This is a genomic window from Dyella sp. 01N448 (assembly GCF_056399225.1).
In genome coordinates, this window is the sequence record NZ_JBFTQX010000009.1 from 73036 (window position 1) to 95149 (window position 22114).

Annotated in this window: 20 protein-coding genes; 6 read left to right on the plus strand and 14 right to left on the minus strand. The window is 64.3% G+C overall.

The annotated features are described in order from the left end of the window. Positions 1 to 3: 3 nt before the first annotated feature. Positions 4 to 669 carry a maleylacetoacetate isomerase gene (maiA, locus tag AC1DKY_RS15705; protein WP_441604677.1) on the minus strand — a complete coding sequence of 222 codons (666 nt, stop codon included), beginning with the start codon at positions 667 to 669 and terminating at the stop codon, positions 4 to 6. A gap of 134 nt (positions 670 to 803) precedes the next feature. Here maiA and AC1DKY_RS15710 point away from each other — a divergent pair, with 134 nt between their 5' ends. From AC1DKY_RS15710 to AC1DKY_RS15720, 3 genes are all read left to right on the plus strand, one after another. Next, complete coding sequence (locus tag AC1DKY_RS15710; protein ID WP_441604678.1) at positions 804 to 1982, plus strand: phosphoglycerate kinase; 1179 nt, start codon at positions 804 to 806, stop codon at positions 1980 to 1982. Further along, on the plus strand, positions 1982 to 2614 hold the full coding sequence (locus AC1DKY_RS15715) for an HAD hydrolase-like protein (RefSeq protein WP_441604679.1): 633 nt from the start codon (positions 1982 to 1984) through the stop codon (positions 2612 to 2614). Before AC1DKY_RS15710 ends, AC1DKY_RS15715 begins: the two co-directional genes overlap by 1 nt. A gap of 94 nt (positions 2615 to 2708) precedes the next feature. Further along, positions 2709 to 4253: a rhomboid family intramembrane serine protease gene (locus tag AC1DKY_RS15720; RefSeq protein ID WP_441604680.1), complete on the plus strand. Its 1545-nt coding sequence runs from the start codon at positions 2709 to 2711 to the stop codon at positions 4251 to 4253. Positions 4254 to 4439: 186 nt separating this feature from the next. Here the strand turns inward: AC1DKY_RS15720 and AC1DKY_RS15725 are convergent, their stop codons facing one another. After that, positions 4440 to 4988, minus strand: a complete 549-nt coding sequence (locus AC1DKY_RS15725; RefSeq protein WP_441604681.1) for a DinB family protein — start codon at positions 4986 to 4988, stop codon at positions 4440 to 4442. A 126-nt stretch (positions 4989 to 5114) separates the two neighbouring features. Then, positions 5115 to 7118, minus strand: coding sequence for a transketolase (gene tkt, locus AC1DKY_RS15730; RefSeq protein WP_441604682.1), 2004 nt, complete (start codon positions 7116 to 7118; stop codon positions 5115 to 5117). Between the two features lie 303 nt (positions 7119 to 7421). Between tkt and AC1DKY_RS15735 the strand changes: the two genes are divergently transcribed. Continuing rightward, on the plus strand, positions 7422 to 8039 hold the full coding sequence (locus tag AC1DKY_RS15735; RefSeq protein ID WP_441604683.1) for an outer membrane beta-barrel protein: 618 nt from the start codon (positions 7422 to 7424) through the stop codon (positions 8037 to 8039). Positions 8040 to 8114: 75 nt separating this feature from the next. Here the strand turns inward: AC1DKY_RS15735 and AC1DKY_RS15740 are convergent, their stop codons facing one another. From AC1DKY_RS15740 to pyk, 4 genes are all read right to left on the minus strand, one after another. Beyond that, complete coding sequence (locus AC1DKY_RS15740; protein WP_441604684.1) at positions 8115 to 9122, minus strand: class I fructose-bisphosphate aldolase; 1008 nt, start codon at positions 9120 to 9122, stop codon at positions 8115 to 8117. Between the two features lie 148 nt (positions 9123 to 9270). Beyond that, on the minus strand, positions 9271 to 9711 hold the full coding sequence (locus tag AC1DKY_RS15745) for an energy transducer TonB (protein ID WP_441604685.1): 441 nt from the start codon (positions 9709 to 9711) through the stop codon (positions 9271 to 9273). A gap of 45 nt (positions 9712 to 9756) precedes the next feature. Beyond that, the gene (locus tag AC1DKY_RS15750) at positions 9757 to 10302 is read right to left on the minus strand and encodes a hypothetical protein (protein ID WP_441604686.1); all 546 of its coding nucleotides are present in this window, start codon (positions 10300 to 10302) and stop codon (positions 9757 to 9759) included. Positions 10303 to 10421: 119 nt separating this feature from the next. After that, positions 10422 to 11894 (minus strand): pyruvate kinase, encoded by a 1473-nt coding sequence (gene pyk / locus AC1DKY_RS15755; protein WP_441604687.1) that lies wholly within the window; start codon positions 11892 to 11894, stop codon positions 10422 to 10424. Between the two features lie 449 nt (positions 11895 to 12343). On the opposite strand from pyk, the gene AC1DKY_RS15760 reads away from it, so the two are divergent. Further along, positions 12344 to 14368, plus strand: a complete 2025-nt coding sequence (locus AC1DKY_RS15760) for an alpha/beta hydrolase family protein (RefSeq protein WP_441604688.1) — start codon at positions 12344 to 12346, stop codon at positions 14366 to 14368. Between the two features lie 11 nt (positions 14369 to 14379). Here the strand turns inward: AC1DKY_RS15760 and AC1DKY_RS15765 are convergent, their stop codons facing one another. Together AC1DKY_RS15765 and AC1DKY_RS15770 are read right to left on the minus strand one after the other, a co-directional pair. Further along, a complete protein-coding gene (locus AC1DKY_RS15765; protein WP_441604689.1) occupies positions 14380 to 15192 on the minus strand; it encodes a S1/P1 nuclease in 813 nt (270 codons plus the stop codon). Between the two features lie 71 nt (positions 15193 to 15263). Continuing rightward, the gene (locus AC1DKY_RS15770; protein WP_441604690.1) at positions 15264 to 15734 is read right to left on the minus strand and encodes an OsmC family protein; all 471 of its coding nucleotides are present in this window, start codon (positions 15732 to 15734) and stop codon (positions 15264 to 15266) included. A 187-nt stretch (positions 15735 to 15921) separates the two neighbouring features. Between AC1DKY_RS15770 and gap the strand changes: the two genes are divergently transcribed. Further along, on the plus strand, positions 15922 to 16935 hold the full coding sequence (gene gap, locus AC1DKY_RS15775; RefSeq protein ID WP_441604691.1) for a type I glyceraldehyde-3-phosphate dehydrogenase: 1014 nt from the start codon (positions 15922 to 15924) through the stop codon (positions 16933 to 16935). A gap of 112 nt (positions 16936 to 17047) precedes the next feature. Here gap and tpx read toward each other — a convergent pair whose 3' ends face one another. The 5 genes from tpx to hmgA all read right to left on the minus strand — a co-directional run bounded on the left by tpx (position 17048) and on the right by hmgA (position 22007). After that, positions 17048 to 17548 carry a thiol peroxidase gene (gene tpx, locus AC1DKY_RS15780; protein ID WP_441604692.1) on the minus strand — a complete coding sequence of 167 codons (501 nt, stop codon included), beginning with the start codon at positions 17546 to 17548 and terminating at the stop codon, positions 17048 to 17050. 79 nt (positions 17549 to 17627) lie between these two features. Further along, positions 17628 to 19022 carry an oxygen-independent coproporphyrinogen III oxidase gene (gene hemN, locus AC1DKY_RS15785; protein WP_441604693.1) on the minus strand — a complete coding sequence of 465 codons (1395 nt, stop codon included), beginning with the start codon at positions 19020 to 19022 and terminating at the stop codon, positions 17628 to 17630. Positions 19023 to 19133: 111 nt separating this feature from the next. Next, positions 19134 to 20114 carry a fumarylacetoacetate hydrolase family protein gene (locus AC1DKY_RS15790; protein WP_441604694.1) on the minus strand — a complete coding sequence of 327 codons (981 nt, stop codon included), beginning with the start codon at positions 20112 to 20114 and terminating at the stop codon, positions 19134 to 19136. 23 nt (positions 20115 to 20137) lie between these two features. After that, positions 20138 to 20704 (minus strand): lectin, encoded by a 567-nt coding sequence (locus AC1DKY_RS15795; protein WP_441604695.1) that lies wholly within the window; start codon positions 20702 to 20704, stop codon positions 20138 to 20140. Between the two features lie 4 nt (positions 20705 to 20708). After that, positions 20709 to 22007, minus strand: a complete 1299-nt coding sequence (gene hmgA, locus AC1DKY_RS15800; RefSeq protein ID WP_441604696.1) for a homogentisate 1,2-dioxygenase — start codon at positions 22005 to 22007, stop codon at positions 20709 to 20711. Between the last annotated feature and the right edge of the window lie 107 nt (positions 22008 to 22114).

Sequence of the window (22114 nt, forward strand, 5' to 3'; positions counted from 1 at the left end):
TGCTCAGACCGCCGCCGGCGCATCCGGCTGTGCTTCCGGCGCCGCCCGCTGGAACGCCGGCAGCGCCTCGCAGGCTTCATGGATGCGACGAATGGTCGGGTAATCATCCATCGGCAGCTTCCAGCGCACTGCGTTATAGACCTGCGGCACCAGGCACGCATCGGCCATGCCGGGCGTATCGCCATGACAGAACCGGCCCGTCGCCACGTTGCCCGCCAGCATCGTTTCCATCGCCTGCAGGCCCAGGCTGATCCAGTGGCGGGACCACACGCCCTTGGTGGCATCGTCGACCCCGAGTTGCGAGCTCAGGTACTGAAGCACCCGGAGGTTGCCCAGTGGATGCAGGTCGCACGCGATGACCTGTGACAGCGCCCGGACACGTGCCCGCCCGACCGGGTCCGAAGGCAGCAACGGCGGCTCGGGACGGGTCTCGTCCAGGTATTCCATGATCGCCATGGACTGGGTGAACACCCGCCCGCCATCGACCAGGGCCGGCACCAGCTCCTGCGGGTTCAAGGCCTGGAAGTCCGGCAGATGCTGCTCGCCGCCGTGGTTCACCAGGTGTACCGCTTCGGACTCGTACGGCAAGCCCTTGAGGTTCAAGGCGATGCGCACGCGGTAGGCGGCGCTCGAGCGCCAGTAGCCGTACAACACCAGATCCTGCCCCATACCTTGTCCTCCAACCACGGTGAGGTTCATAGGATACCTGTCATACGGTTTGCATCACCGCGAACCGGGCGGGACAATAGGCGGTTCGCGCCCAACGGCGCCGCATTCATGAATCCAAACCAGGGAGTTGCGCCGTGTCCGTTACCCGCATGAGCGATCTTGATCTGCGCGGCAAGCGCGTGCTGATTCGCGAAGATCTGAACGTACCGATCGAGAACGGCCGGATCACCTCCACCCAGCGCCTCGATGCGGCGCTGCCGACGCTCAAGGCCGCCCGCGACGCCGGCGCCAGGCTGATGGTGCTGTCGCACCTGGGCCGCCCGAAGGAAGGCCAGTTTGACGCCGAGTCCTCGCTGGCGCCCGTCGCCAAGTGGCTGAGCGACAAACTGGGCCAGCCGGTGCGCCTGGTCGCCGACTATCTCGACGGCGTCGACGTTGCCGAAGGCGAAGTGGTGGTGCTGGAGAATTGCCGCATGAACGTCGGCGAGGGCAAGGACGACAACGCGCTGGCGAAGAAGTACGCCGCGCTGTGCGACATCTTCGTCATGGACGCCTTCGGCACGGCGCATCGCGCGCAGGCTTCGACCCACGGCGTGATCAAGTTCGCCCCCATCGCTGCGGCCGGCCCGCTGCTGTCAGCCGAACTGGACGCGCTGGGCAAGGCGCTGGAGCATCCCGCCCGTCCGCTGCTGGCGATCGTCGCCGGCTCCAAAGTCTCGACCAAACTCACCTTGCTGGAAAACCTCATCGGCAAAGTCGACCAGTTGATCGTGGGTGGCGGCATCGCCAACACCTTCATCGCGGCCATGGGTTATTCCGTGGGCAATTCGCTGTACGAACCCGACCTCATCGGCGCCGCCAAGAAAGTGATCGCCGACGCCAAGCGCCGCAACGCTGACGTGCCGCTGCCGGTGGATGTGGTCGTCGCGCCGGAGTTCTCGGCGCATGCGCCCGCCACGGTAAAGCCGGTGGACGCGGTCAAGGAAGGCGAGCTGATCCTCGACATCGGGCCGGAGACCGCGCGCCGTTATGCCGAGATGATCGCCAAGGCCGGCACGGTGGTGTGGAACGGTCCGGTCGGCGTGTTCGAATTCGACGCCTTCGGTCATGGCACCGAGACCCTGGCCCGCGCCGTGGCCGCCTCGCCGGCGTTCTCCATCGCCGGCGGCGGCGACACGCTGGCCGCCGTGGACAAGTACGGCATCGAAAAAGATGTGTCGTACATCTCCACCGGCGGCGGCGCCTTCCTCGAATTCCTCGAAGGCAAGGAGCTGCCCGCCGTGGCAGCCCTCAAGGCGCGCGCGGGCAAGTAATGCTGTGTCTGTTTGATCTCGATGGCACGCTGATCGATTCGGAGATCGGCATCCTGGGCTGCGTCCGCCATGCGCTGACGCAGCTGGGTGTGGCGCATCCCCCGGAGATGCGCCACTGGATCGGCCCGCCGCTGCGGCACAGCTTTGCGCCGCTGCTCGACCACGATCACGAGCGCATCGAACAGGCGGTGGAGTTCTACCACGAGCGCTTCCACACCATCGGCTGGCAGGAGCACTCGGTATACCCGGGCATCGAGGCGATGATCGGGCGCCTTCAGGCCGCCGGCCACACGCTGGCCGTGGTCACCAGCAAGCCGGAACGGCACGCGCGGCCGATCATCGAACACCTGCCGTTCGGTCCCGCATTTAGCCGTCTATATGGCCCGGACCCGAGCAGCCCGCACAGCGAAAAGGCAACCATGATTGCCGCCGCCCTGGCCGATTTCGGCGCCGAGCCGGAGCACACAGTGATGATCGGCGACCGGCACTTCGACATCGACGGCGCCGTGGCCAACCGCGTTCGCGGCATCGGCGTGCTGTGGGGTTTCGGCAGTCGGGCGGAACTGGAAAAGGCCGGCGCACATGCACTGGCTAGCGATCCCGAGGAACTGGGCAACCTCCTCCCGCCCTGACCTAGGCCGAGCGCCCGATTGTTTCTTTCCAACGCCCGCTGGCATGCTTGCCGGGCCGTTGGACGAGGGGGCGGCGCAGCCACAGGGATCAGACATGACGCAGCACGACGCCGCGCCGACGCACGGCAGCGGTTCTGAGCAGGAAACAGTGACGGCGCCCGCCCCTACGGTGGCGGCCGAATCATTCAAGGTGGAATTTGGCCTGCGGGTAGGCCTCAACACCACGCCGGCCGATTCGTTCCGTTTCGTCGGCAAGGGCAGCATCGCCTTCTCCGGCGATACCGTGACCATCGCCGGCGGCCGCAAGCGCCCGTTCATGACGAGCCTCAAGGAAACGCACCGGTTCGCGCGCAACGACATCATCAATGCAGCGCTGTCCGGCAAGACCGTACGTTTTCAGGTGCGCGGGGAAAACCAGCCGCTTCGCACGGTGCAGTTGTCGGCTGCCTCGGTGCCACAGGGCCTGGCGATCATGGCGCACTTGCCTGCGGAGCAGACGCAGGAGTTCGCGCAATCGCAGGCGGCTGTCGCCGATTTCCACCGACGCCTGGATCAGTTCAGCCCGCGCGCACCGGTCACGCCGACCCTGGTGGCCTTGAACGTAGCCATGTTTGTGGCGATGTGCATCGGCGGGATGAACATCCTCACGCCCGATGGCGAAACGGCGGTTCGCTGGGGTTCCAACTTCGGCCCGATGACCATCGGCGGCCAATGGTGGCGCCTGTTCTCGGCCACCTTCATCCACTTCGGCATCATCCATCTTGCGCTCAACATGTGGGCGCTCTTTCAGAACGGCCGCACGATCGAGCGCCTGTTCGGCAGCACGCGTTTTCTTCTGTTGTACGTCTTTGCCGGCCTGACCGGCAGCGTGGCCAGCCTGCTGTGGAATCCGCAGGTGAACAGCGCGGGTGCGTCGGGCGCGATCTTTGGCATCTTTGGCGGCTTGCTGGCATTTGTCATCAATCCTCGCAACGACGTCCCCAAGGAAGTGATGGCAGAGCATCGCAACAGCACCCTGCTGTTCGCCGGCTACTCGCTGTTCTACGGCTTCGCGCACAGCGGCATCGACAATGCCGCGCATATCGGCGGCCTGGCGGGCGGATTCCTGATGGGCCTGCTGCTTTCCCGTCCGCTCAATGCCGAACACCGGATCAGCCCGAATGTGCCGCGCCTGTTGCTGGCCGCGGTCTCCGGCGTCGTCGTGCTCGCAGCGATGCTTTGGCCGCTGGCCAATCCCAACAGCCAACGACAGGCGACGGCGCGCTTCGAGGGCAGCCTGATAACGTTCGACGCGCGCGAGAAAACAGTGATGGAAGCCACCACGGCGCTCTACGAAAAGGCCCACGCCGGAGCCATCTCGACGCAGGCCTTCGCCGACGGACTCGAGAAGGACGTTGCACCGCAGTGGGACGCCATGTACGCCGACGTGGTGGCCGTCAAGCTTGCTCCTGACAATCGTGACTACACCTTCCAGCAGGCCGTGCTGCATTACATCGATGCACGTCGCCAGGCAATTCACGCCTACGCCCATGCCACTACCGACGGTGGCTCGGCGGCGGAGCAAGCCGTGAAGGAGGCCAACCAGAACACGCAGGACGCGCTGGCGGAGCTCAATCGTTTGACGGCGGCCAGAAAGTAAGCGGGCGCACGCATGAAGAAAAAGCCGCGATTGTCGCGGCTTTTTTTGTTTTACCGCTCAAGGATCGACAGCATCATGCGGCTAAGCCCAACCCTTGTGGGAGCGCACCCTGTGCGCGACTGCAACCTGCAGGATTCCTGCTTTGTCGGGCCGTCGCGCACAGGGTGCGCTCCCACAGGTCGGGCGTCACGCGTCGTCGATCAAGCTAGACAAATCGGTCGAACCCACATCCACGCCGGCCTGTGTCAGCAGCGTCGTCACCTGTCCGCGATGGTGCGTCTGGTGATTGAAAAAATGCATGGTCAAAAAGAAGTACGGCTTACGAAAGGCTTCGCCACGGGTGTTCTGATAGGCCAGCGCGTGATCGAGATCTTCCTCGCTCACGGCGTCAGCCCATGCCTCAATCACGGCATCGAGAAAGCGACGATGCGAGGTCAAGGCAGCCAGATCGCCAAAGGGTTGCGCGGCGAGATCGCGTTGAATGGGCACGCCCCGCAACGGTTCCAGCGCCCCATAGTTCGCCGGATGCGCGGCGAAGCGTTGCAGCCAGATCGTGTCGGCCACCGCGATATGGCTGAGCGTGGCATGGATCGAACCGAAGAATGCGCCGCGATCCGTCATCACATCGTCAGGCCGAAGCGAGGCCGCCGCCGCATAGATTTTCTCGTTCATCCAGCGGTTGTAGGCGGCCATTTGCCGTAGGTGGTCGCGGCGCGAGGGAGCGTGTGTATTCATGGCTCAGCGACTTTGTTCCTGGAAAGCGCCAGGGTAACCAGCGGCGCGCAGGGAATCACGTGCCGGTGGGCGCACTCATAAAAAAAGCCGCGGCATGCCGCGGCTTTTTCATTCAACGCAATCGACTTAGCCGAGCACGCGCTTCACCGCATCGACCACATGGGCCACGGTGAAACCGAAGTGCTCGAACAACTGGGGCGCCGGTGCCGAGGCACCAAACGTGGTCATGCTGACCACGTCGCCGTCCAGGCCGACGTACTTGCGCCAGAAGTCGCCAGTCGCCGCTTCCACCGCGACGCGCGCGCGGCACCAGCCCGGCAGGATGGCCTCGCGATATTCCAGCGGCTGCGCATCGAACACTTCCGTGCACGGCATCGACACCACGCGCACCGGCACGTTTTGCTGCGCCAACGTGCGGGCCGCTTCCATCGCCAGCTCCACTTCCGAACCGGTGGCGATCAGGATGGCCTTGAACTTGGTGTCCTGCGGATCGGACAGCACGTAGGCACCGCGTGCGATATCGGCCACCTGCTGCGTGCTGCGCTGCTGGTGCTTGAGGTTCTGGCGCGAGAACACCAGGCACGCCGGGTTGCCCTTGCGTTCAATCGCGAGCTTCCACGACATCGCCGATTCCACCGCGTCGCACGGGCGCCACAGCTGGTTGTTCGGGATGTAGCGCAGCGCGGCGAGGTGCTCGACCGGCTGATGGGTCGGGCCGTCTTCGCCCAGGCCGATCGAGTCGTGCGTGTAGACGTGGATGGCGTGCGCCGGAATCAGCGCGCTCATGCGCACGGCGTTGCGCGCGTAGTCGGAAAACACCAGGAAGGTGGCGTCGTACGGAATGAAGCCGCCGTGCAGGGCCAGGCCGTTGGCGATCGCGGTCATGCCGAACTCGCGCACGCCGTAATACACATAGTTGCCCTTCGGGTCGAAACCGTTGCCGGCGTCGACGCTGCCCTTCCACTTGGTGAGGTTGGAGCCGGCAAGGTCGGCCGAGCCGCCGATCAGTTCCGGCAGCAGCGGCGCGAACGCGTCGATGGTCATCTGCGAGGCCTTGCGCGAGGCAATCTCCGGGCCGTCGGCCTGCAGCTTGTCGACGAAAGCCTGCGACTTGGCCGCCCAATCGGACGGCAGCTCGCCCGACACGCGGCGATTGAATTCCGCGGCCAGCTCCGGGAAGGCCGCCGAATATTTGGCAACCGCGTCATGCCACTTCTGCTCGCGCTCGGCACCCGACGTCTTGTGATCCCAGCCGGCGTAGATCTCGGCCGGAATCTCGAACGGTGCGTAACGCCAGTCCAGCGCGTCGCGTGCGCCGGCCACTTCGTCCTTGCCCAGCGCGGCGCCGTGGCTTTCTTCCTTGCCCTGCTTGTGCGGCGCGCCGAAGCCGATGATGGTCTTGGCGCAGATCAGGGTGGGCTTGTCGGACTGGCTGGTAGCGGCGGCGATGGCCTTCTTGATGGCATCGGCGTCATGGCCGTCGACGCCGCGGATCACGTTCCAGCCATAGGCCTCGAAGCGCTCCGGGGTGTTGTCGGTGAACCAGCCGTGCACTTCGCCGTCAATGGAGATGCCGTTGTCGTCGTACACAGCGACCAGCTTGCCGAGCTTCCAGGTGCCGGCGAGCGAGGCGACCTCATGCGAGATGCCTTCCATCAGGCAGCCATCGCCCAGGAACACATAGGTGTGGTGGTTGACGATCTCGTGGCCCGGGCGGTTGAAGTGCGCGGCGAGCACCTTCTCGGCCAGCGCAAAACCGACCGCATTGGCCAGACCCTGGCCGAGCGGACCGGTGGTGGTCTCCACGCCTGGGGTTTCGCTGGCTTCCGGGTGGCCGGCGGTCTTGGAATGCAGCTGGCGGAAGCGCTTGAGCTGATCCATCGGCAGGTCGTAGCCGGTCAGGTGCAGCAGCGCGTACTGCAGCATCGAGCCGTGGCCGTTGGAGAGCACGAATCGGTCGCGATTGAACCACTTCGGGTTGGTCGGATTGTGCTGGAGGAAGTCGTTCCACAGCACTTCGGCGATATCCGCCATGCCCATGGGCATGCCCGGGTGGCCGGAATTGGCCTTCTCCACAGCGTCCATGGCTAGGGCGCGTACGGCATTGGCAAGTTCGCGACGGGTTGTCATCTAGGGGTCTCCGGGGAAGGCGGCCATAAAAGTACGCATTGTCGCCGATCCCGCTTACCCCTGTCGCCACCAGGGATGCTCTGAAGTCATGCCGTCCATGTGGAATAGATCAGAGCATCCCCACGCCCTCTTGCCCAAATGTTAAGAAAATTAACTCCGCCTTAATAATGAACTAACCAGTATTGAAACTAATCGACCCACTCACCATCTAAGTAAAAGTACCGGGTCCACAAGGTACCCAGCCGCGCTCCACCGAACCCCCGGCGCCGCGGACTGGCCCAATAAGATGATGAGGAGTCCCCCATGAAGAACACCATTCTTGCTCTCGCCCTGGCTACGGCCGGTCTCGCGGTCGTCCCGGCGGCTTTCGCCCAGGACGCCGCTCAAGGCAACGCCCAACAGGGCTGGTACGTCGGCGCCAACGCCGGCTACGCCCAGACGCAGAAGGGTCCTTACGACAACGGCAATTTCGCCGGTGGCGTGAAGGGTGGTTACCGCTTCGCCCTCAACCCGGATACCTCCCTGGGTGCGGAAGTGGGTTACGTCTACCTGGGCCGCGCTGACGCGCGTGGCCAGTACACCCAGAATTACGCCAACTACAACGGCGACAACGGCAAGTCCAAGCTGCAGGGCGCGACCGCCGGCCTGAACCTGCGTTACAGCTTCAGCCCGAACTGGTACGGCGAAGTCCGTGGCGGCGCCTTCTTCGCCAAGGGCTCGGGCCTGACCAACGACAAGACCAACCCCGAGATGGTCAACTTCAACAGCACCCGTTACTACGCCGGCCTGGGTGCGGGCTACAACATCAACAAGAACATCAGCGTCGGCCTGAACTGGGATTACTACGACGGCAGCCAGAGCGACAAGAACATCCACCTGCCGACCAACCTGTACAGCGTCAGCGCGGAATACCGCTTCTGATCTTTCAGATAGTGCGAAACAAAAACGGGCGCCGCGAGGCGCCCGTTTTCTTTTGCAGCGATGAGAAGCGGTCGCTTACTTGGCGTTCCACTGACCCAGCGCGGCCAGGCCGTTGTCCTTGGCGCGAGCCAGGACCGTCTTCTGCGCGTCGGCGAAGTTCGCCTTCATGTCCTTGGACCACAGCTTCAGCGCGGCCTGCTGCATGGCGCGGCCGTAGGAGAAGCTCAGCGGCCACGGGTGCGGGCCCATGCGGTTCATCGCATTGAGGTGAGCGGTGGACTGCTCGTCGGTCTGGCCGCCCGAGAGGAACACGATGCCCGGCAGCGTGGCCGGCACAGTGGTCTTGAGCACGCGCACGGTGGCTTCGGCGACTTCTTCCACTTCGGCCTGCTCGTCCGAATCCTTGCCCGGAATGACCATGCTGACTTTCAGGATGGTGCCTTCCAGCATCACGTTCTGCTCGTACAGCGCGTTGAACAGGCTGCGCAGCACGGCTTCGTGCACTTCGTAGCTGACTTCGATGCTGTGGTCGCCGTCCATGATCACTTCCGGCTCGACCATCGGCACCAGGCCGGCTTCCTGGCACAGCGCGGCATAACGGGCCAGCGCGTGGCAGTTCGCTTCGATCGCGGTGGAGGACGGGTTGTCTTCGCTGATGTTGATCACGGCGCGCCACTTGGCGAACTGCGCACCCAGCTTGACGTACTCGGCGAGACGCTCACGCAGGCCATCGAGGCCTTCGGTGATCACGTCGCCCGGGAAGCCGGCCAGCGGCACCGGGCCCTTGTCGACCTTGATGCCCGGGATGATGCCGTTCTTCTTCATCACCTGGGTGAACGGCACGCCGTCCTTGGTCGACTGGCGGATGGTTTCGTCGTACAGGATCGCGCCGGAGATGTGCTCGCTGAGGTTCGGCGCCGTGAGCAGCAGCTCGCGGTAGGCGCGACGGTTCTCTTCGGTGTTGTCGATGCCGACGGCCTCGAAACGCTTCTTGATGGTGTTGGTCGACTCATCGATGGCGATGATGCCCTTGCCGGGCGCAACCATTGCGAGGGCAACGCTTTCGAGATCTTCGATGCTCATGACAACTCCGGATACTTAGGCGGTGTGGGCCGCACAAGGTGATGCCGCCCGGGGGCGGCAAGGTCGTGAAAGGCCGCGATTATAGGTCATAAGGCCGCCGAGGGCCGGATTGGCCCTGAACGGCGCCAGCGCTGGGCCGGCGCGGCCCTCAGGCCTGGTCGAAGTTGGGCAGCTTGCAGGCGTCGATGATGGCCTGCTTCTGCGCGGCATCGGCGGGCAGGTTGAACGGCACGATGTAATAGGTGGTCACCGGCTCATGCGTGCTGTTCTTCAGCGACGGACCATAGCGAAGATTGGTCACCACGCTCTTGGCCACGGCGTCCAGATCGCTCTGCGGAACCACCTTGCGCACGGTGACGTTCTGCGGAACGCCGTCGGTGCCGATCATGAAGCTCACGGCGACGCAGCCGGGCTTGTCCATGTTGCGGCCGCTGTTGGGGATGTCCGCGTCGACCTTGGTGTTGAGCATCAGCCAGTACGCCTGGATGTGCTCAGGGCCGACCATGCGGGCCTGGGATTGCGCGATGGCCGGAGAAACCATGCCGGCAAAAGCCATGGCGGCGGCCGAACAGATCGTTAAAAGCTTCATTTGCATGATCGTCTCCCAAACCGCGGCGTGCGGCACGCGGCTAGTTTAGCCTTCACGAGCCTCGTCGACTGCAATGGCCACCGGCTGCCCAGCCGTTCGCAATTGCTGCAGATACGCCGTCAAGCCACGTGCGCCAAGCGTCAGCGCGAGACCCGCCACCGTGGCCACCACGTACTCCACAAACATGGTCTTTTCGTAAGGGGGCACAGATACCGGCACGCCACCTTCCATCATGTGGTTATAGGCCAGCAGATTCAGGCCATGCGCCAGCATGCCCGCAAGCCCGGTGATGAGCTTGTAGATGCCCGCCACCGAAAACGCGATGTACTGCAATTGTGTCGCGCTGATATCGCTTTCGAACACATCACGGTGGGCGCTACCTGCCGCCCACCAGGCCAGTAGCCCGGGCTTGATCCACAGGACAAAGGCGAGCACGAGACCCAATCCATCCAACACCAGGGCATCGATCGCCACTTGTCCATCGGCGCGAATGACGAATAGCCGTGGCCATTGCTCGATCAGACCTACCGCCATGAGCACGGCGCCTAGCCTGATGGCCATGCAAAGCACGCTGTACAACGTCGTTTTCATGCATCCCCCTGATGGATTGCCTGACGAAATCCTGCCTAGACAGTATCAGGTTGACGGAGAGCCATCGTCCGCCGACCGGGCCCACACCCGGTCGGCGGACGAGGTATCTCAACGATCGCTTAGAGGTCGCGCAGGCACTCCACCACGCCTTCAGCGCCCACCGAGAGCAGCTTGAGGGTGTTGGTGCCGCCGCCCTGGCCGATGTGATCGCCATGGGTCAGCACCACGCGATCGCCCTCGACGAGCTTGCCGGCGAGGAACAGCTGGCGCACCGCGTCGCGCGCCGAACCGGCCGGCGTCTGCGAGATATGCGTGAACTTCACCGCGGTGACGTCGCGGAAGATGGACATGCGGCGGCGCGCATCGTCGAACGGCGACAGCGCATAGATCGGCACCGCGCTGCGATAACGCGAGAGCCACTGCGCCGTGGCGCCCGACTCGGTCAACGCGACGATGGCGCGTACGCCGAGCTGGCTGGCCAGCACCATCGCTGCGAGCGCAATGGCCTGGTCGGTACGATCGAGCAGATGACCCTGCGTGGCGGGATCTTCCTTCGGCTCGAACTGGCGTTCGGCGCCCAGGCAGATGCGGCGCAGCGCGGCCACGGCCTTGTCCGGATGCGCGCCGGCGGCGGATTCTTCCGACAACATCACCGCATCGGTACCGTCGATGACGGCGTTGGCCACGTCCATCACTTCGGCGCGGGTCGGGATGGGCGAGCGCACCATCGACTGCAGCATCTGCGTGGCGGTGATCACAGCGCGATTGCGCTGCACCGACTCGCGGATGATCTTCTTCTGCAGGCCCGGCAGCTCGGCATCGCCGATTTCCACACCCAGGTCGCCACGCGCCACCATCACCACATCGGAGGCGTCGATGATTTCGCCGAGCACCGGAATGGCGTCGGCGCGTTCGATCTTGGCCACCAGCGAGGCCTTGCCACCGGCTTCTTCGAGCAGGCGACGTGCCTCGTGCATGTCGTCGGCGGAGCGCACGAAGGACACGGCGAGGAAGTCGCAGCCGATTTCGGCGGCGAGCTTGATGTCTGACTTGTCCTTCTCCGACAGTGCGGTCACGGACAGGCCACCGCCCTGGCGATTGAGGCCCTTGCGATCGGACAACTTGCCGCCGATCAGCACACGGCAGCGGATTTCCTGGCCGACCACCGCCTCGACGGTGAGCGCGACGAGACCGTCGTCGAGCAGCAGCACGTCGCCGGCGGAGACGTCCTTGGGCAGGTCGTAATAGCTGACGCCGACGCGCGTGGTATCGCCCAGCGGCGCGCCCGGGCTGCAATCGAGCACGAAACTGTCGCCCACTTTGAGTTCGATCGGGCCGTTGGCGAAACGCTCGACGCGAATCTTCGGACCTTGCAGGTCGGCGAGCACGCCTACCTCGCGACCCAGCTTGGTCGCCGCATCACGCACGGCCACCGCGCGGGCGCGGTGATCGTCCGGCTGGCCATGGGAGAGGTTCAGGCGAACCACATCCACGCCTTCGGCGATGATTTTTTCGAGCATGCCAGGCGCATCGGTAGCAGGACCGAGGGTGGCAACAATTTTTGTGCGGCGCAGCGGATTTTCAGTAGTCATACATCGAGACTAGCAAAATCACGCGGATCTTCCAGAGGGTTGGCGCAGGCTTTTTTGTCCTGTTTTCCTTTGCCCAAGTGGACTGCTTGTGGCATGCGTACCACAGGCCTGCACTGGTATTGCGCATTGACAGTGAGAATGGGGTCAAGACAAATAACTGGTCTGCTCGATGGACGCAGAGACGTCCAAACACTGGTGTCATGGCGAGCCGTCTTCAATTCCACTCTGCCGATCTTCAATGGCCGCAGAGGCATCGGGCAGCAGCCGCCTTTGCGGCGCCCTCCTAGGCGGCGCCATTTCATTTTGCGCCGCACCAAACATGCTAGAAAAATGATCAGCCACGGATGACACCCCTGCACGTCGCATGGACTTGCGACAGCCCATCGGCCATGCGCTAGCATCGCCGGGCGGATGGAGGGATCCGCGAAAGGGACTTAAGGGGAACGCTCATGCCACGTTTCATCCGCACGGCCTTGTTGGCCGCCATGGTTGCTGCCTGCGTGGCGCCCGTCTCGGCGTCGTCCACTGAGGGCGCCGCCAACACCCCGCCGTCGGTGAGCGATTTCATCCGCCCCGCCGAGTTCAGCGAGGTGCAACTCGCACCCGACGGCAAGCACATCGCGGCGCTGGTGCCGCGACCGGACACCCCGTACGAAAACATGCTGGCCGTCATCGATACGGCCACCAGCAAACCGGTGGCGACCATCCGCTCCGGCAGCCGCACCATGATCCGGCGCTACCGTTGGGTCAACGACCACCGCCTGGTCATGGCGCTGGCCGTGCGCACCAGCAGCCTGGAAAAGCCCGGATACACCGGCGAGCTGATCGCCTTCGATGCCGATGGCAGCCACGGTGTTTACCTGTTCGGCGCGCGCGGCGGTACGTATGCCGACAGCAATCACATGCTGCATGGCGGCCAGCGTCGCGAGGCCTATGCGAGGTTGATCGATACAACCCCGCTGCAGGATGGCCGCTACCTGCTAGTGCAGACCCAACCGTTTACCGATGACCCGGCCGGCAGCGTGCCCTCGATCGAGCGCCTGGATACAGTCAGCGGCGACAGCAAGCGCGTGATCGGCGGCCCGGCGCCGGATACGGACATCATCGTGGATCACCAGGGTGAGCCGCGCGCCGCACTCGGCGGTACTTATCATCGGCCCAAGTTGTGGCTGCGCGAGGCCGGCAAGGACTGGAGCTTATTCAACGACTCGGGCAAGACCGGGGTCTCGATCGTGCCGCTCAGTTTTCAGCGCGATGACCACCGGCTCTACGTGCTGGTGTCGCATGAGGAAGGCCCCAGTTCGGTCGAGCTGCTCGATCTGCAGACCGGCCAGCGTAGCCCGGTCTACCGCGGCGTCTTTGGCGATCCCGGCGCCGGCCTCGCCACGGCGGACGGCAAGGACGTCTATGGCATCGTCACCAATGATGGCGCGCGCGGCATGCACTACCTCGACCCCGCCAGTCATGAAGCACAAATCAGCGTAGCGGTGGGCAAGAGTTTCCCTGGTCAGTTGGTCGAGCTCACCTCGTTTACCGACGATGGCGGGCTTGCCATCGTCAAAGTCAGCGGCGATCGCGATCCAGGCGATTACTACTTGTTCGATCTGGACAAGCAGCAGGCCCGCTACCTCTTCAGCGAACGTCGCTGGCTTTCGCCCAAGCAGATGCACGCGATGACGCCAGTCGAACTGGCGGCGCGCGACGGCGTGACCTTGCACGGCTTTCTCACCGAGCCATCGGGCCGCGGCCCCTTCCCCTTGGTCGTGGTTCCACATGGCGGCCCGCATGGTGTCGCCGATCGCTGGGACTTCGATGAGGAGACGCAGCTATTGGCATCACGTGGTTATGCCGTGCTGCAAGTGAACTACCGCGGCTCAGGCGGTTTCGGCTCGCATTTTGAGGCGCTCGGCTATCGCCAGTGGGGAGCCTCGATGCAAGACGACCTGACCGACGCCACCCGCTGGGCCATCCATGAAGGCCATGCCGATGCCCAGCGCATCTGCATCTATGGCACCAGCTATGGTGGCTATGCCGCTCTAGAGGGTGCGGTACGCGAGCCCGACCTGTATCGATGCGCCATTGGCTATGCCGGTATCTACGACCTGCGCATCCAGCTGGACAAGAGCGACACCAAGCGCTCCGACGCGGGCGTCGACTACCTGAAGATCGTGCTCGGAGACGATCGCGCCGAGCTGTTGCGCCGCTCGCCCTTGGCCGGCGTAGACCGCATCAAGGCCAATCTTTTACTGATCCATGGCGGTCTCGATGCGCGCGCCCCGTACGCCAACTTCAACGTCTTCACCTCGGCATTGGACAAGCAGGGAAAGCACTACGAATCGCTGACCGAGGCGCAGGAGGGGCATGGCTTCTTCCTGCAGGAACATCGCCTGGCGATGTACAACAAACTGCTGGACTTTCTCGACCGCAACATCGGTCCGGGCAGCAACGGCGCGACAACGAGTGCCGCGCCGTAACGTTCGCCCACTCAGCCCTTGGCAAGCGTCAGGTTGAGCACCTCGGCAAGGCGACGGCCCGCTTCGCGCAGGCGCAGCTCGGCGATCGGCAGCTCCTTCTCCACATAGGCCTGATCGATCTTGTGGCCATCGGGATAGATGTCGCGCGAGATTGTGCACGACTCTTCGGCCCACTGCGCGTACGCGTTGTCGAACGGCGCGATCGGCTTGGGCAGGGTGACGGTGCCTTCGGCCTCCAGCTTGTCAGCGTAGGCCTTGTAGTCCAGGCCGCGGGTCTTGAGCAGGCCCGAGTCCCACACGCTATGCAGGTTGGTGCCCTTGTCCTGGAACTGCACCTGGTAGGCGTTGCCGCCCTTGTCGTCGCGCGAACCACCGTGCAGCGGCTGATGCTCGTCGCCGATGAAGTGCACCACGAACTTCAGCGCCTCCAGTCGCGTTGCATCCGACTGGCTCTTGTCGCCAAGGATCTTCACGTAATGGTCGATGCCCTCGACCACGCACTGTCCATCCTTGCAGTCGCGCGGCGGCGTGTAATTGCAGTCGCCGGCGGTGAAGTCGACGTAGTGCAGTGCGCGCGTCTGCTTCCACAACGCGTCCTTGGTCGGGTCGTTGCGGATTTCATCCGGCCAGCTGGCGATGTCGGCCAGCGCCTTGGTGTGCTCGGGCGCCAGCAGGCGCTCCACTGCCGCTTCCGCCGCCGGGCTCAGGTGACGCTGGGCCAGATCGGCCACCACGCTATGGCCTAGCTGGCCCCAGGCATGGACAGCGGGCGTCAGGGCGAGGCAGATGAAAGCGGCAGCGGCAGTTCGGCGCAGGAATGGCATGGTGCAGTGGATCTTGTCAGGGGAAAAGCGAAGTCTGCCACAGCCTCGTGACAGCTCCGCGCCAACCTCGGTCAGACGGTCTCCGGCAGCGGGAGCAGCTTCCCTTCCCCGTCGTGCACGCTCACATCCACCTTGATGCCCTGGCGCACGCTCTGCGTGGCGATGCAGAAATCCTCGAACTGCGCCAGCGCGCGATCGAGATGCGCGAGCACTTCCGCCTTGTCGGCCAGCTGCAGGTCCACGCCGATGTGGGTGACGCGCAGCCGGCCGTGCTCGTTGCGGGTCATGGTGAGCTTGGCCTTGGCGCCGATCTTGCCGGGTGAGTTCTTGTACTTGCGCAGCGCGAACAACAGGCTGGCCGCCAGGCAGTTGGCCACGGCGGTGGCAATCAGGTGCGTGGGGTTGGGCCCCGCATCGCCACCCAGCGGCGAGGTTTCGTCGGTGATGAGGTCGGGAATCGCCGTGCCGTCGAAACGGACGCGGAATTCATAGTCCGACACCTGCTCCAGGGTGATCCCAAAGCTCTGTTCTGCCTCGCTCATACCACTCTCCTGCTCGGGCCGCTGCCCGAAAGTAGCCGATTCAAGCGCTTCTGGGCTCCCCTGAACAGCCCCTTCCGGGGGAAACCGCGGCCCGGATGGGACCGCCCGGCCGGTTCAGGCTAAAATGACGGTTTTACGGCGGTCCCACAGCCGCTACTTTCGCCATCCCATCGGAGGACGCTGTCCCATGGCAATCAAGGTCGCCATCAATGGTTACGGTCGCATTGGCCGCAACATCCTGCGCGCGCTGTACGAAGCGGGTCGCACCAACGAGATCCAGATCGTTGCAATCAATGACCTCGGCGACGCCGAGACCAATGCGCACCTGACCCAGTACGACACCGCCCACGGCAAGTTCCCGGGCACCGCGACGGTGGACGGCGGCGATCTGATCGTCAACGGCGACCGCATCAAGGTCTGCGCCGAGCGTGACCCGTCCAAGCTGCCGTGGGGCGCCCTGGGCGTCGACGTGGTGCTGGAATGCACCGGCCTGTTCACCTCCAAGGCCAAGGCCAGCGCGCATCTCGCCGCCGGCGCCAAGAAGGTGATCATCTCCGCCCCGGGCGACAAGGACGTGGACGGCACCTTCGTCATCGGCGTCAACGACGACAAGCTCACCTCCAAGCTGGAAGTGATCTCCAACGCTTCGTGCACCACCAACTGCCTCGCTCCGCTGGCCAAGGTGCTGCACGAGAAGATCGGCATCCAGCGCGGCCTGATGACGACCATCCACGCCTACACCAACGACCAGGTGCTGACGGACGTCTATCACTCGGACCTGCGCCGCGCCCGTTCGGCCACGCACTCGCAGATCCCCGCCAAGACCGGCGCCGCCGCCGCGGTAGGCCTGGTGCTGCCGGAGCTCAACGGCAAGCTCGACGGTTTCGCCATCCGCGTGCCGACCATCAACGTGTCGGTGGTCGACCTGGTGTTTGACGCGGCGCGTCCGACCACCAAGGAAGAGATCGACCAGGTGATCAACGAAGCCGCCAATGGCCCGCTGAAGGGCATCCTGGCCGTCAACACCAAGCCGCTGGTGTCGATCGACTTCAACCACAACCCGGCTTCGTCCACCTATGACGCCACGCAGACGCGCGTCATGGAAGGCACGCTGGTCAAGGTGCTGTCGTGGTACGACAACGAGTGGGGCTTCTCCAACCGCATGCTCGACATGACGGTGGCGATGATGGCTGCCAAGTAAGCCAAGCGCATCGCTGTGAATGCAAAAGCCGGGCATTGCCCGGCTTTTGTTTTTCTCGCCCTGGCGCGCAACACGCCATCGCACCGCGCCCATGGATGTGGGGCGAAGCGACTCAGCCCAGCGCGGCGAGCGCGGCGTCATAGTTGGGCTCGTGCGCGATCTCGCCCACCAGTTCGCTATGCACGACCTTGTTGTGCTCGTCGAGCACCACCACGGCACGCGCCGCCAGACCCGACAGCGGGCCGGACGCAATCGACACGCCATAATTCTTGAGGAAGTCGTGACCGCGCAGCGTCGACAGCGTCACCACGTTGCTGAGGCCTTCCGCGCCGCAGAAGCGCGCCTGCGCAAACGGCAGGTCGGCGGAGATGCACAGAACGACCGCATTGTTTAGCTGGCTGGCGTCCTGGTTGAAGTGACGCACAGACATGGCGCAGGTCGGCGTGTCGACACTCGGAAAGATGTTCAACACTTTGCGCTTGCCGTCGAAGCTGGCGAGCGTGACGTCGGCAAGGTCCTTGCCGACCAGCGAGAAGGCCGGTGCCGCTTCACCCTTGGACGGGAAATGACCGTCGACCTGGACCGGATTGCCTTTGAGCGTGACGTTGGACATGGGACACCTCGTTGGATGGGGTCCACAAGTAGAACATGCCGACGGCCGTCAGGACGATAGGCCGCCCGGGCCGACGGGTTCAGATCGTGCGCGAGTAGCGTGGCCTAGCGGCACTCTTGCCCAGATAGGCGTCAAAGCACATCGCAATATTCCGCAGCAGCGGCCTGCCGCGCGGCGTCACCTGGATGTCGTCGCCATGCCGCGCCACCAGGCCGTCATCGATCAGGGGCTGCAAGCGATCCAGGTCCTGGGCGAAGTGAGCCTCGAAGTGCAGGCCGTGACGTTCGCCGAACTCCCGCATGTCCAGTGTGCCGTGACACATCAGTTCACCGATCAACTGGCGACGCACCATATCGTCGCGGCTCAGCTCGATGCCCTTCTTCACCGGCAGCTGGCCCGCCTCCAACGCCGCGTAGTAACTGAGCAGATCGCGGGCGTTCTGGCTGTAGGTGTCGGCGATGCGGCCGATGGCGCTGACACCCAATCCCACGATGTCGCAATCGCCATGCGTGGAATAACCCTGGAAGTTTCGTTGCAGGGTTCCTTCACGCTGGGCGCGCGCGAGTTCGTCGTCCGTGCGCGCAAAGTGGTCCATGCCGATATACACGTAGCCCGCCGCACCCAGCTTTTCCCAGGCCAGCCCCAGCAGCGCCAGGCGAGTGGCTGCGTCGGGCAGGTCGCCATCGTTGATCCGCTGTTGGGCCTTGAACAAATGCGGGAGGTGCGCATAGCCGTAGATCGCCACGCGATCCGGCGACAGCGCGATCACCTCGTCCAGCGTTCGATCAAAACCATCGAGCGTCTGGCGCGGGAGCCCGTAGATGAGGTCGACGCTCGCCGAGGTGAATCCCCAATCGCGCGCCGCACTCAATACTTCGGCCGTCTGCGCCACGCTCTGCACGCGATTGACTGCCTTCTGCACGGCGGCGTCGAAATCCTGGATGCCCACCGAGATGCGATTGAAGCCTAGTCGGCCGAGCTCGCGGATATAAGTCGCATCGACGTCACGCGGATCGATCTCGATGCCCCACTCGCGTGAGCACGACTGCTGCATATCGAAGTGTCGCTCGAGCATCTCGAACAGGCGTTGCATCTGGGCGATATCGAGAAAGCTCGGCGTGCCTCCACCGAGGTGAAGTTGTCGCACTTCCCGCCCGCGTTCAAACAACGGACCAAGCAGTGCGAGCTCCTTTTCCAGATAGTCCAGATACTGCGTCGCCTTGCGCGCATCGCGGGTGATCACGCGATTGCAGCCGCAGTAGAAGCACGGACTGAAGCAGAACGGCACGTGCACATAGATCGACAGGGGGCCAGCGCGTTCGTTGGAATCGTGCACGGCTCGACGCAATGCGGATTCGCCGAAGCCGTCATGGAACTGCGGTGCCGTGGGATAGCTGGTGTAGCGCGGGCCGGCCACGTCGTAGCGGGCAATGAGCCGGGGATCGAACTCGGGCGCGATGGTAGGTTGACGCATGGGCGACAGTATCGTCGCCGGGTCCCGACCAGCGCCTGATGGGCATCATCGTGGCGCGTCACTTTGCCGCCCGCCGCCGCGCAAGGCGACGGCGGGCCGGTGGACTCAGCGCTAGAGCGGCGCGATGGCCTGTTCGATCGAGCCGAAGATCGACGCGCCCGAGGCATCGGTCACATCGATGCGCAGCGTGTCGCCAAAGCTCAGGAATGGCGTGCTCGGCTTGCCGTCACGCAGGGTCTCCACCGTGCGCTGCTCGGCCAGGCACGAGGCGCCCTTGCCGGTGTCTTCGTTGGCGATGGTACCGGAGCCGACGATGGTGCCTGCCGTGAGCGGACGCGTCTTGGCCGCGTGCGCCACCAGCTGGGCGAAATTGAACTGCATGTCGACGCCGCACTCGGCCTCGCCGAACCACTTGCCGTTGAGCCAGGTGCGCATCGGCAGATGCAGTTTTTCGTCCTGCCAGGCGTCGCCCAGTTCGTCCGGCGTCACCAACACCGGCGACAGCGCGGAGCGCGGCTTGGATTGCAGAAAACCGAAACCCTTGGCGAGCTCGCCGGGAATCAGGCCGCGCAGCGAGACATCGTTGACCAGACCCACCAACTGGATATGCGCCGCGGCCTGCGCAGGCGTCAGCGCCATCGGCACATCGTCCGTGACCACCACCACCTCGGCTTCCAGATCGATGCCGTAGTCCTCGCTCGGCACGACCACCGGATCACGCGGACCCAGGAAGCCGGCACTGGTGGCCTGATACATCAGCGGATCGGTGTAGAACGACTCCGGCACCTCGGCGCCACGTGCGCGCCGCACGCGCTCGACATGCGGCAGATAGGCACTGCCGTCGACGAATTCGTAGGCGCGCGGCAGCGGCGAGGCAAGCGCCTGCATGTCGAGCACGAAGGCACCAGTTGCGGTGCCTCCATTCAATTCTTCGTACAGCGCGTTCAGGCGCGGCGCGGCACTCGACCAGTCATCCAGCGCAGCCTGCAGCGTCGGCGCGATGCCGGTGGCCTTGACCGCCTGGGTCAGCGCGCGATTGACGACGATCAGCGTGCCGTCCCGACCGCCTTCCTTCAATGAACCCAATTTCATGCTATCGCTCCAACGGGCAGCTCTCAGCTGCACCCTTCCACGTAATCGATTTGTGGCGGCACGCCCACGCGCCACGCCTTTACCTTGCCGTCGGCGCCGATGTCGAAGATCAGCACGGCACCGCTCTCACCATCCACACGAAACACGCTGGCGTCCGGATCGTAATTGTTCGCCCCTTGCTTGACCTTGCCCGCATAGAGCGCCATCACGTCCGCCTTGGCCATGCCGACCTTGCCACCGCCCGGCGCCGTTTCTTTGTCGCCACGCACGTCATAGCGAACGAAACGACCGTGCTCGAGCATGAAGGTGAGTTCGAATGGCGGCTTCGCCCACACCGGAGCGTACATGGCGCAATCGGAGCCCACTTGCGCCCCGCCCTTCAACTCGCCGCCCCAGGCTTTGCGGAACGACGGCTCGTCCATGCCAAAACGCATGTCGCCAAAGCCCTGCCAACGGGCCTGACTCAGCGCGTCGCGATCACCGGGTGCCGTCGCGGTCGACGCGGGAGCCTGCGCCGGTGCCTCGTCGTGCGACTGGCACGACGCCAGCATCACGCATAGCCACAACAGGCAGAACCGGCGCAACGTCATCGCTTCAAGCTCCGCCGAAATGCTTTTGGATGCCCTGCCAGCATTCGTAGTAATTGCCCTGCAGCTCCGGCGATTCCAGCGCTTGCCTGGTCGGATGAATCACGCGGCGCGTCTCGAACATGAAGGCCATGGTGCCCGTGATGACATCGGCCTGCGACAGATCGCGCGTCGACGCCTTCTCATACGTGGCCGCATCGGGACCGTGACCGCTCATGGAATTGTGCAGCGAGGCGCCGCCCGGCGAAAAGCCTTCGGCCTTGGCGTCGTACTCGCCGGTGATCAAGCCCATGAACTCGCTAGCGATATTGCGATGGAACCAGGGCGGACGGAAGGTGTGCTGCGCCACCAGCCAGCGCGGCGGAAAAATCACGAAGTCCATGTTGCTCACGCCTTCGCTGTCGCTGGCCGAATGCAGCACCAGGAAGATGCTCGGGTCGGGATGATCGAAGCTGATCGAGCCGATGGTGTTGAAGCGGCGCAGGTCGTATTTGTACGGCGCGTAATTGCCGTGCCAGGCCACGACGTCCAGTGGCGAATGATCGATCGCCGCGCTCCACAGCTTGCCCTGGAACTTGGCGACGAGTTCGAACTTGCCTTCGACATCTTCAAACGCCGCCACCGGCGTGAGGAAATCGCGCGGGTTGGCCAGGCCGTTGCTGCCGATCGGGCCCAGATCGGGCAGACGCAGCATCGCGCCGAAGTTTTCGGCGATGTAACCGCGCGCGCTGTCGTCCAGCAGCTCCACGCGAAAACGCACGCCGCGCGGAATCACGGCGATTTCCAGCGGTTCAAGCTCGATGACGCCCATCTCGGTCGCCAGTTTCAGGCGCCCTTGTTGCGGCACGATCAGCAGCTCGCCGTCGGCGTTGTAGAAGTAGCGGCCCTGCATCGACCGATTGGCGGCATAGACGTGGATACCCACGCCGGTCTGGTCCGCCGCACCGCCGTTGCCCGCAACGGTGAACAGGCCATCGAGGAAATCGGTGGGCTTGGTCGGCAGCGGGAACGGGCTCCAGCGCAACTGGTTGGGGTTAGCCGGCACCTCGTTGAAGCGGTTGTGAAAGCGGCCGTCGGGCATCGCCTCGAACGGATGGTGCATGGCCGCGGGGCGGATGCGATACAACCAGCTGCGGCGATTGCTGTGGCGCGGGGCCGTGAAGGCCGTGCCGGAAAGCTGTTCCGCGTACAGGCCATGGGGCGCGCTCTGCGGCGAGTTCTGCCCGTCGGGCAGCGCGCCGGGCAAGGCCTCGGTGGCGAATTCGTTGGCGAACCCTGTTTGGTACTGCTGGTGGCTGGCTGACATGAAAGCTCCGCAATCTGCCGAGGCGAGAGGTCACAACGCGACCCACGCGATCCTATTACTCTTGGCTTACGACTGTTGGCACCGCCTCGCGCAAGGGAAGAGGCGAC

Excerpts from the sequence above, each read along its gene's own strand:
- hemN (WP_441604693.1), bottom strand. The coding sequence starts at position 19,022 with ATGCGTCAACCTACCATCGCGCCCGAGTTCGATCCCCGGCTCATTGCC.
- gap (WP_441604691.1), top strand. The coding sequence starts at position 15,922 with ATGGCAATCAAGGTCGCCATCAATGGTTACGGTCGCATTGGCCGCAAC.
- maiA (WP_441604677.1), bottom strand. The coding sequence starts at position 669 with ATGGGGCAGGATCTGGTGTTGTACGGCTACTGGCGCTCGAGCGCCGCC.
- AC1DKY_RS15750 (WP_441604686.1), bottom strand. The coding sequence starts at position 10,302 with ATGAAAACGACGTTGTACAGCGTGCTTTGCATGGCCATCAGGCTAGGC.
- AC1DKY_RS15795 (WP_441604695.1), bottom strand. The coding sequence starts at position 20,704 with ATGACGTTGCGCCGGTTCTGCCTGTTGTGGCTATGCGTGATGCTGGCG.
- AC1DKY_RS15790 (WP_441604694.1), bottom strand. The coding sequence starts at position 20,114 with ATGAAATTGGGTTCATTGAAGGAAGGCGGTCGGGACGGCACGCTGATC.
- tpx (WP_441604692.1), bottom strand. The coding sequence starts at position 17,548 with ATGTCCAACGTCACGCTCAAAGGCAATCCGGTCCAGGTCGACGGTCAT.
- pyk (WP_441604687.1), bottom strand. The coding sequence starts at position 11,894 with ATGACTACTGAAAATCCGCTGCGCCGCACAAAAATTGTTGCCACCCTC.
- tkt (WP_441604682.1), bottom strand. The coding sequence starts at position 7,118 with ATGACAACCCGTCGCGAACTTGCCAATGCCGTACGCGCCCTAGCCATG.
- AC1DKY_RS15740 (WP_441604684.1), bottom strand. The coding sequence starts at position 9,122 with ATGAGCATCGAAGATCTCGAAAGCGTTGCCCTCGCAATGGTTGCGCCC.
- AC1DKY_RS15760 (WP_441604688.1), top strand. The coding sequence starts at position 12,344 with ATGCCACGTTTCATCCGCACGGCCTTGTTGGCCGCCATGGTTGCTGCC.
- AC1DKY_RS15745 (WP_441604685.1), bottom strand. The coding sequence starts at position 9,711 with ATGAAGCTTTTAACGATCTGTTCGGCCGCCGCCATGGCTTTTGCCGGC.
- AC1DKY_RS15715 (WP_441604679.1), top strand. The coding sequence starts at position 1,982 with ATGCTGTGTCTGTTTGATCTCGATGGCACGCTGATCGATTCGGAGATC.
- AC1DKY_RS15735 (WP_441604683.1), top strand. The coding sequence starts at position 7,422 with ATGAAGAACACCATTCTTGCTCTCGCCCTGGCTACGGCCGGTCTCGCG.
- hmgA (WP_441604696.1), bottom strand. The coding sequence starts at position 22,007 with ATGTCAGCCAGCCACCAGCAGTACCAAACAGGGTTCGCCAACGAATTC.
- AC1DKY_RS15765 (WP_441604689.1), bottom strand. The coding sequence starts at position 15,192 with ATGCCATTCCTGCGCCGAACTGCCGCTGCCGCTTTCATCTGCCTCGCC.
- AC1DKY_RS15770 (WP_441604690.1), bottom strand. The coding sequence starts at position 15,734 with ATGAGCGAGGCAGAACAGAGCTTTGGGATCACCCTGGAGCAGGTGTCG.
- AC1DKY_RS15720 (WP_441604680.1), top strand. The coding sequence starts at position 2,709 with ATGACGCAGCACGACGCCGCGCCGACGCACGGCAGCGGTTCTGAGCAG.
- AC1DKY_RS15725 (WP_441604681.1), bottom strand. The coding sequence starts at position 4,988 with ATGAATACACACGCTCCCTCGCGCCGCGACCACCTACGGCAAATGGCC.